Below are 16,514 nucleotides of genomic sequence, written 5' to 3'. Positions count from 1 at the left end.
TGAATGATGGAACAGAGGGTGAGCCTGATTACGCTGGGCGTGCCGGATATGGCCAAAGCAGCTGCCTTTTATGAAGCTTTGGGCTGGCAGCGTGCAGAAAGTCCGGACGGGGTGATTGCCTTTGATCTGATCTCGCAGACCTTGGGGCTGTATCCGCTGGCAGCGTTGGCAGCGGAAACCGGTCTTTCGGAAGCAGAATTGGGCACCGGTGCGATGACGCTGAGCCACAACACCCGCAGCAAGGAAGAAGTGGCTGTGCTGCTGGCGGCAGCTGAGGCAGCTGGCGCGAAGGTTCTGAAGCCTGCGCAGGATGTGTTCTGGGGCGGGCACCACGGCTATTTCCGCAGCCCGGACGGGCATATATGGGAGATTGCCTTTAACCCCTTGGCCCCCTTGGCGGAGAATGGCGCGTTCCGCTGGAACGGCTACTAGGCGTGGCACAGCAGCGGCAGCAGCTTTCTAAATCCCTGCCGCGGAGAGGTTTTCCTTGATCCCAGGGGCTGTTCTCCGCAGAGTTGAAGCATCGGGTGGAAGGCAAACCGCGAGGGCAGGATATGCCTTATGACCAGCAACCTTGCCGCGAACCTTTGGTTCTGCTGCCGGGGATGATGTGCGACGGCCGGATTTTTGACGCTCAGGTCAGGAGTTTTTCCGGCAGTATGCCGGTGATGGTGCTGCCGCTGGCGGGCGGCGACACGGTGGAAAAGATCGCCGCGCGGATGCTGGCCCACCTGCCGCCGCGGTTTTCCCTTGCAGGTGTGTCGATGGGCGGGATCCTGGCGATGGAACTGCTGCGCCGCGCACCGGACCGGATCAGCCGGCTGTGCATTATGGGAGCCAGCCCGTTGGCCGAGACGCCGGATCAGGCTGCCGATCGGGAGCCGCAGATTGTTGCAGCCCGCGCCGGACGGCTGGAAGACGTGCTGCGCGAGACGATGCCAATGGAGGCATTCGCACCCGGACCTTTGCGGCTGGAAGTTCACAACATGTTCTGCCGGATGGGATTGGAACTGGGGCCGGAGATGTATGTGGCGCAGGCGCGTGCCCTTCAGCGGCGGCCGGACCAGCAATCCACGATGCGGCGGGCGCATGTGCCTACGCTGGTTCTGGGTGGAGAACACGACACGATTGTGCCGCCAGCAAAACTGGATCTGCTGGCGCAGCTGATCCCGGAGGCGCGGCTGAAGATCGTGCCTGAGGCTGGGCATTTGCCGGTGCTGGAACAGCCCGACGCTGTCAACCGGGCGTTGCTGCACTGGCTGGCCGTGCCTGTGTCCTAAGGGGAGAGTTTTGCGCGCTGGTCTTTGCTGAGCAATTCGGGCTCGGCCACCGGTTTGCCGGTTTGCGTGGCGAAGAACGGCGTTTCCCTCCAGCGGCCGGACAGGCGCGACGTGATCATCCGGCTGAGGATGCCCCAGGCCATCACCCCGCCACCCTTGGTCCGGGACTGTTTGCCTGTAACCGGGAGGAAAGCCTTGGCGCGGATTTTGCCAAGCGCGGATTTATCTTTGAACACGTCTGAGCGTATCCCGGCAAAGGGCAGCGTGGGCTTGGCCAGCGTGTTTGCAAGTGGCGTGCCGCAGCAGGATGCGTACCAGCGCAACGGCCCGCGAGGGCCAAAGCGCAAGGCTTTCAGATGCGCGGCGCCTTGGCTGATGGAGATGCTGTCCGGCGCCAGCTGGAACAGGTCCACCGGATCCGGCGCTGGGTCGGGCTGGCCGTGGTACAGTTCATTGGCGCGGCAGTCGGCGCAATAGCAGACAACACGGGTGCCGCCCTTGATGCCTTGCGCGGAAACTTCACCGCGCAAGGTCCCGCAGTTGCAGGAAAAAGCCAGCCCGCCGCCCATGCGGTCAGGCAGCCGTGTTTTTGTTGGCAGGCTTGCGGGCCGGTTTGCGGCGGCTGTTGGCGTTCATGAAATCAATCACCAGCGGGCGGATGTTGTCACGCCAGCTGCGGCCGGCAAAGATGCCATAGTGGCCGGCACCTGGCTCCAGATGGCTGGCCTTCATGTTTTCAGGCAGGCCGGTGCAAAGATCCAGCGCCGCGACGCATTGGCCGGGGGCAGAGATATCATCTTTGGCGCCTTCGACAGTTTTCACCGCCACATTGGTGATCTTGCCAATATCAACCTTGTGGCCGTTCACTGTGAATTCGTTGCGGGCGATTTCGCGCCGTTTGAAAACACGTTCGACAGTGGACAGGTAGAATTCGGCCGTCATGTCCATGACGGCAAGGTATTCGTCGTAGAAACGGTTGTGGGCGTCATGATCCGAAGCCTCCCCGCGGGAAACACGCTGGATCTGATCCATGAAGGCCTTGGAATGGCGCTCGCCGTTCATCGACATGAAAGAGGAAAGCTGTAACAAGCCAGGGTAGACCTTGCGCCCCACGCCTTTGTATTTGTAACCGACGCGCTGGATCATGGTTTCTTCCAGCTGGCCCATGGTGACGCGGCGGCCGAAATCCGTGACCTCGGTCGGGGTGGCATCCGGATCCACCGGGCCGCCGATCAGGGTCAGCGAGGAAGGCTGCGCCTTGGGGTCCTGTTCGGCCAGATAGGCGGTGGCGGCCAGGGTCAGTGGCACCGGCTGGCAGACCGCGACAACATGCGTGTCAGGGCCCATTTCGCGCATAAAGTCGACCAGGTAAAGCGTGTAGTCCTCGACGTCGAATTTCCCAGCGGAAACAGGAATGTCGCGGGCGTTATGCCAGTCCGTCACGTAGACTTCACAATTGACGATCAAGCTTTTGACAGTGGAGCGCAGGAGGGTGGCGTAATGGCCGGACATCGGGGCAACCAGCAACACCTTGCGCGGCTGTTCCTCGCGCCCGTTGACTTTGAAATGGAGCAGATCGCCAAACGGACGTTCGACCACAGTGTCGATATCCACCAGATGGTCCTTGCCGTCTTCGCAGGTGAAAGTGCGGATACCCCAATCAGGTTTCACCACCATCCGCTGGTAAGTACGTTCCGTCACTTCACCCCAGGCGGCCATCCAGCTGAGCGCAGGGTTTGGCAAGGCGGAGAAGACCGGGTAAGATGCCATGGAGAGGGCGGTGGCGCCCAACCATTGGTTGGTGTTCCGGACGGTCTCCATCAGATCGTAGGTCATCATGTATCGCATGCGTGTCTCCTTCGGGCTCTGCCCCTGCGTCATCGGACCATCAAATCCGGAACATTGGACCAATCGCCGCTTTGCCCTGAAAAATGCAGAAGAGTATTCTGCATAGCAGAAAGCCTATGAGGGATTCATTTATATGACAACTAGTGACGAATTATCCGCAGCGGCCAATTCTGAGAGCATTGAAAAGCTTAAGGAAAACATGAACCGTGTTGAGGAGTTGAGCAAGCGTCTGGCCGATGTCATGTCCCGGAAGACCCCGCACAACGCAGCTTTGGACGGTCCGAATCAAGAGCTTTATGCGCGTGCAGCAACCGCCTATTGGACGGAAGCGATGCAAAACCCTGCCAAGATCCTGGAGCAGCAGGTCGAATACTGGAGCAAATCGGTTCTGAATTTCGCCGAAGCGCAAAAGACTCTGGCCGGACAGATGGGCAGCGCAGATGACGGCGGCGGCGCCAAGGACCGCCGGTTTTCGAATCCTTTGTGGGAGAGCAGCCCGTATTTCCACTTTGTGAAGCAGCAGTACATGACCAACGCCGATGCGATCCGCAAAGCGGTGCAGGATGCGAGCGAGCTGGACGGCAAGGACAAGCAGCGGCTGACGTATTTCGCCGACCAGATCATCGAGATGATGTCGCCGACCAATTTTCTGCCCACAAATCCGGATGCGCTGGAAAAGGCTGTTGCGACCGAAGGCCAGTCGCTGATCGACGGGCTGGAGAACCTGGTCACCGATCTGGAGGCCAACAATGGCGAACTGGTGGTGCGGCTGGCGGATGAGAGCGCCTTTGAGCTGGGCGGCAACATCGCGACCACGCCCGGCGATGTGGTTTACCGCAACCGGATGATGGAACTGATCCAGTACAAACCCGCGACGGAAACCGTGCATGAGACCCCCATCGTGCTGTTTCCGCCCTGGATCAACAAGTTCTATATCCTCGACCTGAAGGCGCAGAACAGCCTGATCAAATGGGTGACCGAGCAGGGCTATACCCTGTTTGTCGTCTCCTGGGTCAACGCCGATGCCAGCCATGCAGACGTGGGAATGGAAGACTATATGCAGGAGGGTTTCCTGACCGCGATTGAGACGGTCAAGGATATCTGCAAGGTCAAGCAGGTGAACGCGGTGGGCTATTGCATTGCCGGCAGCACGCTGAGCCTGACATTGTCGCTGTTGAAGCAGCGTGGCGACACTTCGGTAAAATCGGCAACCTTTTTTACCACGCTTACCGATTTCGGCGATCAGGGTGAATTCACGCCGTTCTTGCAGAACGATTTTGTCGACGGGATCGAGGCGCAGGTGGAAGAGGAGGGGCTGCTGCGCTCCTGGGTGATTGCGCGGACCATGTCATTCTTGCGCTCCAAGGATCTGATTTATGGCCCCGCCGTCAAAAGCTACATGATGGGCGAGACCCCGCCCGCCTTTGATCTGCTCTATTGGAACGGCGATGGCGCCAACCTGCCGGGCCGGATGGCGGTGCAGTATCTGCGGGGCCTATGCCAGAACAATGAATTTGCTCGCGACGGGTTTGAGCTGATGGGGCACAAGCTGCATATCAAGGATGTGGATGTGCCGCTGATGTCGATCACCTGCGAGACCGACCACATTGCCCGCTGGAAAGACTGTTACCGCGGCGTGCAGCAGATGGGATCGCGCAGCAAGAGCTTTATCGTGTCTGAGTCCGGCCATATCGCGGGCATCGTCAACCCGCCCAGCAAGAAGAAATACGGCCACTACACCAATACCGATCTGAAAGGCGACAGCGAGGCCTGGATGGAAGGTGCGGAATACCACGAAGGCTCCTGGTGGCCGCGTTGGAATGAGTGGCTGAAGAAGCGGTCCGGCAAGCAGGTTCCGGCCCGTGAAGCCGGGGATTCGGGCTACCCCTCTTTGATGCCTGCGCCTGGTTCCTATGTAAGGGTCAAGGCAAACCGTTGATTTGACGGGGTTTACGATTTTTTTCTGCACTGCAGCATTAAAAGTCTTGAAATGCTGCGGTGCGGCACGCATATTCCTCTCATGCTAAGAGCGCAGGATGGTCCTGCTGCAGCTTTCTGAGGAATTAGAACTATGGCAAAGACCCAAGACTTCACCGCGATGATGAAAGACTTCATGGGCGCATTCCCGGTCGACACCAAAGCGATGGAAGACGTTTTCAAAAACACCGCAGCCCTGAACGAGAAGCTGTCCGCCGTTGCGCTGGACGCTGCCGGCAAATCCGCCGAGATCTCGAACAAGTGGACCAAAGAAACCATCTCCAAGCTGGGCGACGTGTCCAAAGTCAAAGCCGACCCGGCCGACTATGCCAAAGCCGCAACCGATTTCGCCTCTGCTTCCGCTGAAGTGGCTGCTGAAAACATGGCTGCCTTTGCTGAGATCGCCAAGAAGGTCCAGATGGAAACCGTTGAACTGGTTATGGCTGCCGGCAAAGACATGGGCGAAGAAGCCACCGCAGCTGTGAAGAAGGCCACCGACGAAGTGACCTCTGCTGCGAAAAAAGCTTCGGCTGCTGCGAAGTAAGATCGACCACAGACCGGCCCTGGCTCTCCTCCCTGACGGAGCCGGACTGTGAGAAAGGGCAGGCCGCAAGGCCTGCCCTTTTGCTGTTCAGGGGGCGCTCACTCCGGCAATCCGGCCCGCCGCAGCCCATCGCAGTAATGCTCCAGATCTGCTGCTCTGACGAAGGGGAGGGTCTTGCTGATGCGGGCGAGCGAAAACTCCGGCTCCAGGCCAAGGATACGCCCGCATTCCCGTGCCGCCGCAGCCCTGTCTCCCAATTGTGCGTAGCAGGCAGCCAGATGGCGGTGCGGGGCCGGAAAACCTGGAAACAGCCCGACAGCCTTGTTCACTTCTGAAATGCCGGGCTGGTACTCCCGGCACATGTACAGCGCCAGCCCCCTGAACCAGTGGAAATAGGTTGGATGGAACGGGTTGCGGCCAGAGGCTTGATCCAATTCGGCAAGGGCCTTTTCGGGCTGGCCCCGGTACACATAGGACAGGCCGCGGAAAGCCATCGCGTCAGTGTCGTTGGGATTCAAGGCAAGGGCGCGCTGGAAGTGGTCCTCCGCCAGGGGAAACTCTCCCTTGAACAGATGCATGACGGCCAGCCGGCGTTGCACGACGCTGTCCAGCGGGTCGATACGGGCTGCGCGGCGCAGATATGGGAAGGCCTGATCCAGGGTGTCTTCTGGGGACAGGCCCCAGCCGCTCATCCATTCAACCAGATATGTGAGCGCCAATCCGGAATAGGCCGACGGATTCCCTGGATCGCTGGCACAGGCTTTCTGGTACAACTCCCGGCACTGATACAGAGTCTTCCGGGTGTCGAGGATCAGAGCTTTGGCTTGCAGGACCAGTTCCTTGGATGTCCAGGGGCCGCCGCTGGCCAACACTTCGGCTGATTTGCGTTTTGCAGTGGCCTGCAACTGTCCGGCCAGGATTCGGGTGATCTGGCGGGCCAATGCGTCCTGGTGGCTGAAACCGGCCTGATTTTCCTGGTCGTATTGTTCACTTAGCAGCGAGGTTCCGCTGTAACCATCTGCCAGCGAAACAGCGACACGCAGGTGTCCGGACCGTTGCCGCACCGTGCCCTCAACCAAGTAACGGACGCCCAGTTCCACTGCAGTAAGGGATGTTTCAGATGCGCTGCTGGCAAAACGAAGTGCAGTGGTGCGGGAAATGACGCGCAACTCGCGGAACCGGGAAAGACCGATGGTAATGTCTTCGGTCAGGGTTTCGGCCAGACTGTCTGCGCCGGGTGCAGCGGGGGATTTGTTCAAGAAAGGCAGAACGGCTACGGACACTTCGTAGGCGGGGCCTTCTGCTTCAAAGCGCGGCATCGGGTTTTCGGCTATGCGGAAGATCCGCACCGGGTGAGAGATGTTGCGGATAACCTGCAGGCCGAGGTCGTCAAAGGCAGCATTGATCCTGCCGCGGACCTGTTCTTGAACCGTGCCGGAAACACAGATTTCACCGGGGCCTGCAAGGCTTTCGAGGCGGGCGGCGATGTTGACGCAATTGCCGAACAGATCGTCCCCGGCAGCAATGACGGTTCCTGTGTGAATTCCCATTCTCAGGTGCAGATGGGGCGGAGGGCGGCTGGCAACCGCGGCCGCGGTCAGCTTGGCAATCAGCAAGGCGGCTTTCACCGCTTGCACAGAGGTTTCGAACTCCAGCAGAAAGCCGTCGCCCAGTGTTTTGACAAGCTGACCTGAATACTGCTGTGCGGCCGGCACGACGATATCGTCCGCAAGAGTGCGAACGGCAGCGACCGCTTCCGCTTCCCCGGTTTCAACCAGTGCGGAAAACCCGGCCACATCAGCGATTAATACAGCAGCTTGTCTTTGTCTGTCCCCTTGGTCAGCCATCGTTCCCGCTACCACAGACTCAAAAGACTCTGCCTGAATTATATCACGTTGAGAGTTTTTTGCTGCACCTCAATTGCAAAATGTTCGATATTTGTTCATGGGAGGCTGTCTTGAGGTCAAAACTGCGCATTGCGGAAACTGGTGTATTGCGGCTCCCAGCCGGTCATTTGGCGCAGTTTTGCAGACCCCATCTGCTGGTCCAATGTCGGACCCTCGGCCCAATCGCCGTATTTAATCAGCACGTGTTTCAGGCTGCGCACAACATAGCTGGCATCATGGCCGTGGCGCCGGGCGATCTCGCGGGTGATCTCTGCAACGGGCACGCCGGTTTCGGCACTGGCATTGAAGTGGCCGTTTAGCTTGGGGTGTTCCATCAGCAGCCGGTAGGCGCAGGCTAGATCTGCACGCTCGACCAGGGGCCAACGGGTTGCGACACTGCCCCAGATCTCAAACGGCATCATATGACGGGCGGCCTCCAGGTAGCGGGAAAACACACCGCCTTCAGGGTGGTAGACCATCGCCGGGTGGATCACCGCGGCGGAAACGGCGGGGGCAGCAAGAGCGGCACGGGCATTCTTCTGCATCCAGGCAAAGGGTTTGATCGGCCGCATGGGGCTGACCTCATCGGCGATCCGGTTACCGGTGGCGCCGTACAGCCAGCAGCCCCCGGTATAAATCAAGCGCAGAGGGTCCGGGCGCAGGGCCGCCTGGCGCAGGATGGCGCCCATGGCGGCGGTGTCCGCCTCTGCCATGTCCGGGCCGAAGGTGGCCGCAAGCTGGATCAGCCCGTCCACATGGGCGACCTCGCGGACCCAGCCGCCGGGGCGGTGCAGATCTCCGCGCAAGGGGTGGGCGCCCATAGCCGCCAGTTTGCGGTCCGAGGCGTCCGAGCGGCTGAGGCCGGTAACGTCATGCCCGTGCCGGACCAGGTTTTGGGTGACGGCAGTGCCGATGGATCCGGTGCCGCCGAGGATAAAGATTTTCATGTCCCGCGTTGTCCTGCTGCAGATTCTGTCGCGGAGTCCTTTGTGAAATCTCAAGCCGGGTTGAGGTCAAGCGTCCTGAATGCAAGCGCAGCAGGGCTGTAGGGAACAAATGTTGCGGAAACCATGCGGAGGCTTCCCTTTTGTTCTGCGCTGGCATAGGCTTTGCTGCAATGCGTCATGACCGGGGAGGGATTACATGGCAGAGCAGGACAAACCCTTGCTGATCAAGCGGTACGCGAGCCGCAGGCTTTATAACACTGAGACCAGCGATTACGTCACGCTGGAGGATATCGCGGGGTTCATCCGGGAAGGGCGCGAGGTTCAGATCGTCGACCTGAAGACGGGCGATGACCTGACACGGCAGTATCTGTTGCAGATCATTGCAGAGCATGAAAGCCGCGGCGAGAATGTGCTGCCGGTGAATGTGCTGAACGATCTGGTGCGCAGCTATATGGTGCCCGGTGGCGGGGTGATGCCGCAGTTTCTGCAGTCTTCCTTTGATATGCTGCGCGAAAGCCAGTCAAAGATGATGGAAAACATGAGCGCGATGAATCCAATGGCCAAGATGCCGGGGTTCGAAGCGATGAAGGCACAGCAGGAAGCGTTTCTGAAGGCGATGACTGGCGGCCTTGGCACGGCCGGCTGGACCGGCGGCGCACCCGGGGAAGAGAAATCCGAAGGCGGCGAGGACTTGGACGATATCAAGAAGCAGCTGGCTGCGCTGCAGGAAAAGCTGTCGAAGATGAAGTGAGGCGATTGGCGGCAGCGGGGGGGCGGAGCAACGAGGGGCTCCCGCCTGTTCGCAAACAGTCTGCGACTGTTCCTCACAGTTGGGCGTGGCACCGCGTTGCGGTGCCATTCTTTTTTGTGAAGTTTCTGTGTAAGAATTGCAGCACCCGTGTGCTGCGCCGGGGTTCAGACGCCAGGTTCGGCTGTCAAGCGCCCGGTTTGATTTTCAGGATATTGTGCAGCCGGTGATACGGCGCATTCCTGACGATTTTGTCCAGATCACCGGTTTCCGGCTGCGGTTTGGAGCGATAGAACAGATAGACGCTTGCAGCAAAAGACAGGGTGCAGGCCCCGGCAATTGCGCTGACGATGACGGTTTCCATTCCCATAGCTTCAAACATGCTGTTCTCCGGTTTCAGGACCAATATAGGCATGGAGTGTTGAAGTTTCCATATCACTTTGCACTGCCTGTGTTCTTTGCGGCTTCCAGCACATGGCGGGCCAGTGTTTCCGCGGCTTCGCGTTCTTGCGTTTTGGTCCGCCGCCGCGCCCGTCCGCCGAGGCGGGACGCGGTGGCGAAGATGAAGCCGGAAAAGGATAGCAGCGTCAGGCCAAAGGCAAGACCGCCCGTTACTGTGCCTGCAATAGCAGCGCCGAAGCTGGCCAGCAGCGCGCCGGCGGCCAGGCGTTGCGACCATTGGCCGATCACCTGATCGGCATCCTGTGCCTGGGCTTCAGCATTTCCGGCCCGGGTGGCAAAGGCGGTCAGCAAGTCAGCCGCCGTAACCCCGGTTTCCGGGTTGTTCGCGGCCCCGATAGCGGCCAGAAGCGCAGCCCGCTCACCGCTGCTGGCGGCAACCGCGCGGATGATCTGCGTCAGGTCTTCCTCGTTGATCGGATCACCCAAGCTAAGCGCATTGGCCATTGCCACCAATGCGGTGGCCGGGCGCCGTTCGAATTCGGGAAGCGGTGTCATGGCGGTAAACTGGAGGGCACAAGCCAGGATTGCAATCACGAAAAACCCCGGCGCGTGGCCGGGGCTGTACCTTGTTCAATCAACTGTGGTGTTCAGGCCGCGGCCCTGCCCATGCTTTCCTCCGCCGCAGCCAGCAGGATGTCTGTAACCACATCCAGTTCTGCACGGGTCAGACGCACTGGCAGGCGCACGTCGCAGGCCTTCATCAGCATGGAGCGGGTTTGGGGCAGGTCGGGCTGGTCGCCCAGGAATTGCCAGTTCCAGAAGGCGCGGGCGTTGTCGGTGGAAAGACCGAAGACCTGCACCTTGACGCCTTTGGATCCTGCAGCAGCAGCAAAGGCACGGGTCTGTGCCTCGCTGAGGCCTGCAAGGTTGAACTGGATCGAATCCGGCGCGCGGCGTTCAGGGGCCAGCGGTGCGGGCACGTCGAAGAAAGGGGAGGCATTGAGGCGTTCGGCCACATAGTCATGGTTGGCCAGCCCGTCGCGCACCCGGCGCGCCAGTTCCGGCAGCTGCGGGCGGATCACCACAGCGGACAGATTGCTCATCCGCAGGTTATAAAGCGGCAATTGGTTCTGCCACTTGGCAAAGGCCTGCTCCAGGTCCGGGGTGTTTTCCCCGTGCGGGCCCTTGTGCTTTTTCCAGTTGTGCTCATAGGCGCCGGACATGATCGCGGCGCGCGCAACCAGGTCGGCGTCGTCGGTGATCAGGATGCCGCCTTCGCCGGCGTTGACCATTTTGTAGGACTGGAAGGAGAAGCAGCCGACCTTGCCGATGGTGCCGATGTTCTTGCCGCTCCAGGTGGTGCCCAGCGAATGGGCCGCGTCCTCGACCACCGGGATGCCGCGGGCATCGCACAGCGCCATGATTGCATCCATGTCGGAGGTATGGCCGCGCATATGGCTGATGATCACCGCCTGCACGCTGTCCAGCTTGGCCTCAAAGTCACCCATATCGATGCGGTAGTTGTCGCCGACTTCACACAGCACCGGCACGCAGTCGGCATGAACGACCGACGACGGCACGGCGGCAAAGGTGAAAGCGGGGATCAGCACCCGGGCGTCGCGGGGCAGGCCAAGCGCCTTCAGCGACAGGAACAAGGCCGCTGAGCAGGAGGAGACTGCCAGCGCGTATTTACTGCCCAGCAGTTCAGCATATTCCTGTTCCAGCAGCGTAACGGGCGCGTCTTCGGGCGCGGTGTAGCGAAACAGATCGCCCGACTGCATCAGGGCCTCGATTGCCTCAAGGGCGGCTGGGGGAATGGGTTCAGCGTCATGAACGTTGGGCGGCAGAGCCATATTTCAAAATCCTGAATTGTTGCTTCAAGAAATGTAAAACTAGTAGCCGAAAATGCCAAGAGGCGACGCTGCGGAAAATGCCGAGCAGGCAAAATTTCACAGAAATGTTGCGGAGTTGCGCGGAAACCGGCCTGGAGTCAGATCCCCAGCCGGTCGCGCAGGGCAAACCAAGTCATTGCCAGCACCAGGAGGGGCGAGCGCATCCGCGGCCCGCCCGGGAAGCGCGGGGCAGGGACGCGGGCCAGGGTATCGAACCCTTGTGCCTGTCCCTGGATCGCCTGCGCCATCAGCTGGCCCGCATGGGTGGCGGTGCCGACACCATGGCCGGAGTAGCCGGAAGCAGTCAGCACATTGGGCGCCAGCCGGGCCAGATAAGGCATCCGTTTCATGGTGATGCCCAGGGTGCCGCCCCAGGCGTAATCGACCCGAACGTCCTTGGTGTGCGGGAAAATCTGCTGCATCGGTTTGCGCACTGTGGCCTCGATATCGGCTGGAAAGCGGTAGCCATAGCTTTCACCGCCGCCGAACAGCAGCCGCTTATCATGGCTGAGCCGGAAATAATTCACAACGAACTTGGTATCCGCCACAGCGACATCGCGGGCGAGCACCCGGGCCGCGTCTTCGCCCAGGGGTTCGGTTGCCACGATGAAATTGTTGATCGGCATCACCCGCGCGGCGACCTGATGGTTCAGGCCGCCAAGATAGCCGTTGCAGGCCAGGATCAAGTGGCCGGCAGTTACCGTCCCGCCTGCAGTCCGCACGCGGACGTGCACGCCTTCCTGGATGTCCAGAACCTCGCTTTGCTCACAGATCTGCGCCCCGGCACCAGCGGCCGCCCGGGCCAAGCCCAGGGCATAGTTCAGCGGATGCAGATGTGCGGCACCCATGTCCAGCGATCCGCCCATATAGGCAGGAGAGGGGCAGATGGCGTGCAAGCCGGCCTCATCCAGCGGCTGGATCTGATCGTATCCGTAGCAGTTTTGCAGGTGTTCGGCATAGGCGTGTTCATGGGCTGCTTCGCTTTTGGAGAAACAGGCATGGGCAATGCCGGGTTTCAGGTTGCAGTTGATGCTGTGACGGACAATCAGGGATTTCACCAGATCCTTGGCGTCTTCGCCCAGCTGCCAGAGCTTTTGCGCGTCTGCTTTGCCCATCAGCGCTTCCAGCCCGTCCTGTTCCATCCGCTGGCCGCTGCCGAGCTGGCCGCCGTTACGGCCCGAGGCGCCAAAGCCCACGCGGTGCGCTTCCAGCAGCACGACGGACAGGCCGGCCTCGGCCAGATGCAGCGCCGCGGACAGGCCTGTATAGCCGCCGCCAACGATGCAAACATCTGCAGTTGCATCGCTGGTCAGGGCCGGGAAGCGATCCATCGGTGTGGCTGTTGCGGCATACCAGCTGTTTGGATGTTCGCCCTGGCGGTCATTGGAATAAAGCAGGTTCATTGCCATCCCGCACCTCTTTTGCAAGCAGGCAGCCGTGCGGGCGTCCTGCGCTTCATCTTTTCAAAAATACTCAATTGTACCGGCGCTGCACCCGGGCGCAGCGCCGGAGCTTTACACGTTCATCAGCAGATGCTCGCGCTCCCAGGGAGAGATCACCTGCAGGAACTCGTCATATTCCGCGCGTTTCACGATGGAGTAGACGCGGGCGAATTCCGGACCAAGAACCTCATGCAGTTCGGTGGCTTCGTCAAAGAGATCCAGCGCCTGACCCATCACTTGCGGAATATCGCCTTCGCCCTCATAGGCGTCGCCTTTGAACTGCTTGCGCGGCCGCTCCTCGTTGATCAGGCCAAGATAGCCGCAGGCCAGCGACAGCGCGATGCCCAGGTACGGGTTGCAATCCATGCCGGCGATGCGGTTTTCCACCCGCCGCGCCCCGGGACCCGACAGCGGAATGCGGATGCCGGTGGTGCGGTTGTCGCGTGCCCACTCCAGATTGATCGGAGCCGCGTGGTCCTTCACGTACCGGCGGTAGGAGTTCACATACGGCGCCATTACTGCCAGGCCCGCGGGCAAGTGGTTCTGGAACCCGGCAATGTAGTTGTAAAACGCGTCCGTCTCGCCGCCCTGCGGGCCGGAGAAGATATTCTCGCCGGTTTCCATATCCAGAACCGAATGGTGGATGTGCATGGCTGAGCCCGGCTCATCTTCGATCGGCTTGGCCATGAAAGTGGCAAAACAGTCGTGACGCAGCGCCGCTTCGCGGATCAGCCGTTTGAAATAGAAGACTTCATCTGCCAGTTTGACCGGGTCGCCGTGGAGCAGGTTGATCTCCAGCTGCCCGGCGCCGCCTTCCTGGGTGATGCCGTCGATTTCAAAACCCTGAGCCTCGGCAAAGTCGTAGATGTCGTCGATCACCGGGCCAAACTCGTCCACCGCGGTCATCGAATAGGCCTGGCGCGCTGCAGCCGGGCGGCCGGAGCGGCCCATCATCGGTTTGATCTCATGCGCAGGATCAATGTTGCGGGCGACCAGGAAAAACTCCATCTCCGGGGCCACAACTGGCTTCCAGCCCTTGTCATGATAGAGCTGCACCACGCGCTTCAGCACGTTGCGCGGGCTGTAAGGGATCGGTTTGTCGTGCCTGTCATAGGCGTCATGGATCACCTGCAGGGTCCAGTCGCCGGTCCAGGGGGCTGCGGTGGCCGTGGACATGTCCGGCTTCAGCGTCATGTCCTTTTCGATCCAGCCGTCCTCATCCGCGGCATCGGCCCAGTCCCCGGTGATGGTCTGGTAGAAGATGCTGTCGGGCAGGTGGAAATAGTCGGTTTTTGCGAATTTGGATGCCGGCACCGCCTTGCCACGGGCGATACCGGGAAGGTCCGAGATAACGCATTCAACTTCGTCGAGACGACGGCCCTCCAGATAGGTTTTTGCTGCTTCGGGAAGGGCGTCGAGCCAGGCTGACATTACGTCCTCTCTTTCCTGTAAAATTCTGCGAGGAGGGTTGCGATTTCTTGGTTGTCCACGGGGGCGTCCAGCTCAGCGGCTGCACGGTCCAGCAGGTTGTCCGGCACCACGCCGCGACCGCGTTTTTCGATCAGGCCGCCGACAAAGGCGCTGGGGAATTCAGGATGCGGCTGCCAGGAGATGATGTGGTCGCCGTAGGCCAGGATGCCGTTCTGGCAAAAGTCGTTGCCGCCGAGCACACGGGCGCCTTGGGGCCGTTCCACCACTTGGTCCTGATGCCAGGCATTGAGGGTCAAGCCCTTGCCGTCCACCTGATAGGTGACACGGCCCACGGCCCAGCCACCCTCGTACTTTTCGACCTTGCCGCCAAGCGCCTGAGCGATGATCTGGTGGCCGAAGCAGATGCCGGCCAGCGGCTGTTTCCTGGCGTTGATTTCGCGGATCAGTGCTTCCAGCGGCGGGATCCAGGCGTGATCTTCATAGGCACCATGCTTGGAGCCGGTGATCAGCCAGGCGTCTGCCGCATCGGCGCTGTCCGGCAGCACCCCGTCCACCACGGCCCAGGTTTGAAATTCAAAGCCGTTGCCGTCCAGCATGTCGCGGAACATGCCGTCGTAATCTCCAAAAGGGCCGAACAGGTCTTCGGGGGAGTGGCCGGTTTGCAGGATGCCGATTTTCATGAGTCACCAAATTTGATCAAATTGAGCCTGGCTAAGGGGGTGAAGCAGGCAAGCCCTAGCCAAACCCCTCAAGCAAGGCGGCTCTATACCGCTTCCAGCCAAGACAGCCAATGGCTCTCCCGGGGGCGCTCGGCAAAGCCTTTCAGCTCCTGCCGTTTGGTCATCACCAGGTTTTGGATGGCAAGTTCCGGCAGCACACGGGCGATCAGCGGGTCGGTCTCAAACCAGTTGATTGCAGTCTCCCAGTCGGCGGCCAGCTGCGGTAGGCCTTCGATCTCGTAGATGTTGCCCTCAGACGAGGCGGGGGGCTGCATCCGGTCTTCGATCCCGGCCAAGGCAGATCCAAGCACAGTTGCAAGCATCAGATAGGGGTTGATGTCGCCGCCGGCGACGCGGTGTTCAATGCGGCGTGCCCTGGGACTGCCGCCAGGGATGCGGATGGCAGCGGTGCGGTTCTCGTAGGCCCAGGCAGCACTGACGGGCGCATGGGCGCCAGGCACCAGCCGGTCATAGGAGTTACCGTGCGGGGCAAAGATCAGCGAGCTGGCAGGCATTGCCGCCAGACAGCCGGCCACCGCGTGCATCAGCAGGTCCGAACCCTTTTCGCCGCCGTCGTCAAAGACGTTGTTACCGTCTTTGTCCTCGACCGAGAAATGCACGTGCATTCCGTTGCCGGCTTCCTCGGAATACGGTTTGGCCATGAAGGTTGCGGCAAAGCCGTGTTTGCGCGCAAGCCCTTTTACCAAAGCCTTGAACAGCCAGGCATCGTCTGCGGCGCGCATGGCTTCCTGATGGTTCAGGTTGATTTCAAACTGGCCCAGGCCAGCCTCGGAAATTGCCGACTGAGCGGGAATGCCCATCATCTCGGCGCCGTCGTAAAGATCGGTGAAGAAATCGTCAAAGGCGTCCAGCTCTGCCACCGACAGCACCGATTGCTGATCCAGTTCGCGTCCCGTTTGCGGGTCGATCGGCGGAGCCGGGCGGGGGCCGCTGTCATCGAGCAGGCTGAACTCCATCTCAGTGGCAGCCACGACGTTCCAGCCACGTGCCGCATAGCGCGACAGTACATCAGCCAGCACATGGCGGGGATCGCCAAGGAAGGCAGAGCCATCTTCCCAGTACATCGCCATCGGCACCAGCGCGGAGGCGCTTTTGAGCCAGGGCATCGGCACCGCGCCGCGTTCGGTCGGCAGCATCACCCCGTCGGCGTCGCCGGTTTCAAACACCAGCGGATTGTCTTCCACATCGCGGCCCCAGAGATCGACATTGAGGGTGGAGATCGGCATCCGCGCCGCGCCGCTGTCCAGCTTGGCCGCCATACCCGCAGGCAGGCGCTTGCCGCGCATCTGGCCGTTCATATCACAGGCGGCAATGCGGATGGTCTTTAGTCCGGACAAGTCCATAGGAGGCTCCATGAGTGCGTTGCGCCAACCCTAG

General features: G+C 60.6%; 16 protein-coding genes. 5 read left to right on the top strand and 11 right to left on the bottom strand.

The window, feature by feature from the left end; all coding sequences use genetic code 11:
- Positions 1–6 precede the first annotated feature (6 nt).
- Both AQUI_RS0121700 and AQUI_RS0121695 read left to right on the top strand, forming a co-directional pair.
- Positions 7–432 (top strand): VOC family protein, encoded by a 426-nt coding sequence (locus AQUI_RS0121700; protein WP_027259399.1) that lies wholly within the window; start codon positions 7–9, stop codon positions 430–432.
- Positions 433–554: 122 nt separating this feature from the next.
- The gene (locus tag AQUI_RS0121695; protein WP_027259398.1) at positions 555–1,280 is read left to right on the top strand and encodes an alpha/beta fold hydrolase; all 726 of its coding nucleotides are present in this window, start codon (positions 555–557) and stop codon (positions 1,278–1,280) included.
- Here the strand turns inward: AQUI_RS0121695 and AQUI_RS0121690 are convergent.
- Both AQUI_RS0121690 and phaZ read right to left on the bottom strand, forming a co-directional pair.
- Positions 1,277–1,849: a DUF6151 family protein gene (locus tag AQUI_RS0121690; RefSeq protein WP_027259397.1), complete on the bottom strand. Its 573-nt coding sequence runs from the start codon at positions 1,847–1,849 to the stop codon at positions 1,277–1,279. The genes AQUI_RS0121695 and AQUI_RS0121690 overlap by 4 nt on opposite strands.
- 4 nt (positions 1,850–1,853) lie before the next feature.
- Positions 1,854–3,128 carry a polyhydroxyalkanoate depolymerase gene (gene phaZ, locus AQUI_RS0121685; RefSeq protein WP_027259396.1) on the bottom strand — a complete coding sequence of 425 codons (1,275 nt, stop codon included), beginning with the start codon at positions 3,126–3,128 and terminating at the stop codon, positions 1,854–1,856.
- Between the two features lie 133 nt (positions 3,129–3,261).
- On the opposite strand from phaZ, the gene AQUI_RS0121680 reads away from it, so the two are divergent.
- On the top strand, positions 3,262–5,067 hold the full coding sequence (locus tag AQUI_RS0121680; RefSeq protein WP_027259395.1) for a PHA/PHB synthase family protein: 1,806 nt from the start codon (positions 3,262–3,264) through the stop codon (positions 5,065–5,067).
- Between the two features lie 132 nt (positions 5,068–5,199).
- Positions 5,200–5,649: a phasin family protein gene (locus AQUI_RS0121675; protein ID WP_024089573.1), complete on the top strand. Its 450-nt coding sequence runs from the start codon at positions 5,200–5,202 to the stop codon at positions 5,647–5,649.
- Between the two features lie 98 nt (positions 5,650–5,747).
- On the opposite strand, the gene AQUI_RS0121670 is transcribed toward AQUI_RS0121675, so the two are convergent.
- Both AQUI_RS0121670 and AQUI_RS0121665 read right to left on the bottom strand, forming a co-directional pair.
- On the bottom strand, positions 5,748–7,496 hold the full coding sequence (locus AQUI_RS0121670; protein ID WP_084294491.1) for an adenylate/guanylate cyclase domain-containing protein: 1,749 nt from the start codon (positions 7,494–7,496) through the stop codon (positions 5,748–5,750).
- A gap of 116 nt (positions 7,497–7,612) precedes the next feature.
- Positions 7,613–8,482 (bottom strand): NAD-dependent epimerase/dehydratase family protein, encoded by an 870-nt coding sequence (locus tag AQUI_RS0121665; RefSeq protein ID WP_027259393.1) that lies wholly within the window; start codon positions 8,480–8,482, stop codon positions 7,613–7,615.
- A gap of 196 nt (positions 8,483–8,678) precedes the next feature.
- Here AQUI_RS0121665 and phaR point away from each other — a divergent pair, with 196 nt between their 5' ends.
- The gene (gene phaR / locus AQUI_RS0121660) at positions 8,679–9,233 is read left to right on the top strand and encodes a polyhydroxyalkanoate synthesis repressor PhaR (protein ID WP_027259392.1); all 555 of its coding nucleotides are present in this window, start codon (positions 8,679–8,681) and stop codon (positions 9,231–9,233) included.
- A gap of 184 nt (positions 9,234–9,417) precedes the next feature.
- On the opposite strand, the gene AQUI_RS0121655 is transcribed toward phaR, so the two are convergent.
- From AQUI_RS0121655 to AQUI_RS0121625, 7 genes are all read right to left on the bottom strand, one after another.
- Entirely contained in the window at positions 9,418–9,612 is a 195-nt protein-coding gene (locus AQUI_RS0121655; RefSeq protein ID WP_027259391.1) for a hypothetical protein, read from the bottom strand.
- Positions 9,613–9,665: 53 nt separating this feature from the next.
- Positions 9,666–10,187 (bottom strand): hypothetical protein, encoded by a 522-nt coding sequence (locus AQUI_RS0121650; RefSeq protein WP_027259390.1) that lies wholly within the window; start codon positions 10,185–10,187, stop codon positions 9,666–9,668.
- 92 nt (positions 10,188–10,279) lie between these two features.
- Complete coding sequence (locus AQUI_RS0121645; RefSeq protein WP_027259389.1) at positions 10,280–11,485, bottom strand: DegT/DnrJ/EryC1/StrS family aminotransferase; 1,206 nt, start codon at positions 11,483–11,485, stop codon at positions 10,280–10,282.
- Positions 11,486–11,622: 137 nt separating this feature from the next.
- Positions 11,623–12,933 (bottom strand): NAD(P)/FAD-dependent oxidoreductase, encoded by a 1,311-nt coding sequence (locus AQUI_RS0121640; RefSeq protein ID WP_027259388.1) that lies wholly within the window; start codon positions 12,931–12,933, stop codon positions 11,623–11,625.
- A gap of 105 nt (positions 12,934–13,038) precedes the next feature.
- Positions 13,039–14,397 (bottom strand): glutamine synthetase family protein, encoded by a 1,359-nt coding sequence (locus tag AQUI_RS0121635; protein ID WP_027259387.1) that lies wholly within the window; start codon positions 14,395–14,397, stop codon positions 13,039–13,041.
- Positions 14,397–15,077, bottom strand: coding sequence for a type 1 glutamine amidotransferase (locus tag AQUI_RS0121630; protein ID WP_027259386.1), 681 nt, complete (start codon positions 15,075–15,077; stop codon positions 14,397–14,399). Before AQUI_RS0121630 ends, AQUI_RS0121635 begins: the two co-directional genes overlap by 1 nt.
- Before the next feature lie 83 nt (positions 15,078–15,160).
- Positions 15,161–16,480, bottom strand: coding sequence for a glutamine synthetase family protein (locus tag AQUI_RS0121625; protein ID WP_027259385.1), 1,320 nt, complete (start codon positions 16,478–16,480; stop codon positions 15,161–15,163).
- Positions 16,481–16,514: the final 34 nt, after the last annotated feature.

The organism is Leisingera aquimarina DSM 24565, from assembly GCF_000473165.1.
Classification (GTDB): Bacteria; Pseudomonadota; Alphaproteobacteria; order Rhodobacterales; family Rhodobacteraceae; genus Leisingera; species Leisingera aquimarina.
The sequence above is the reverse complement of the archived record's forward strand: the minus strand, read 5'-3'. Positions and strand labels throughout refer to the sequence as shown.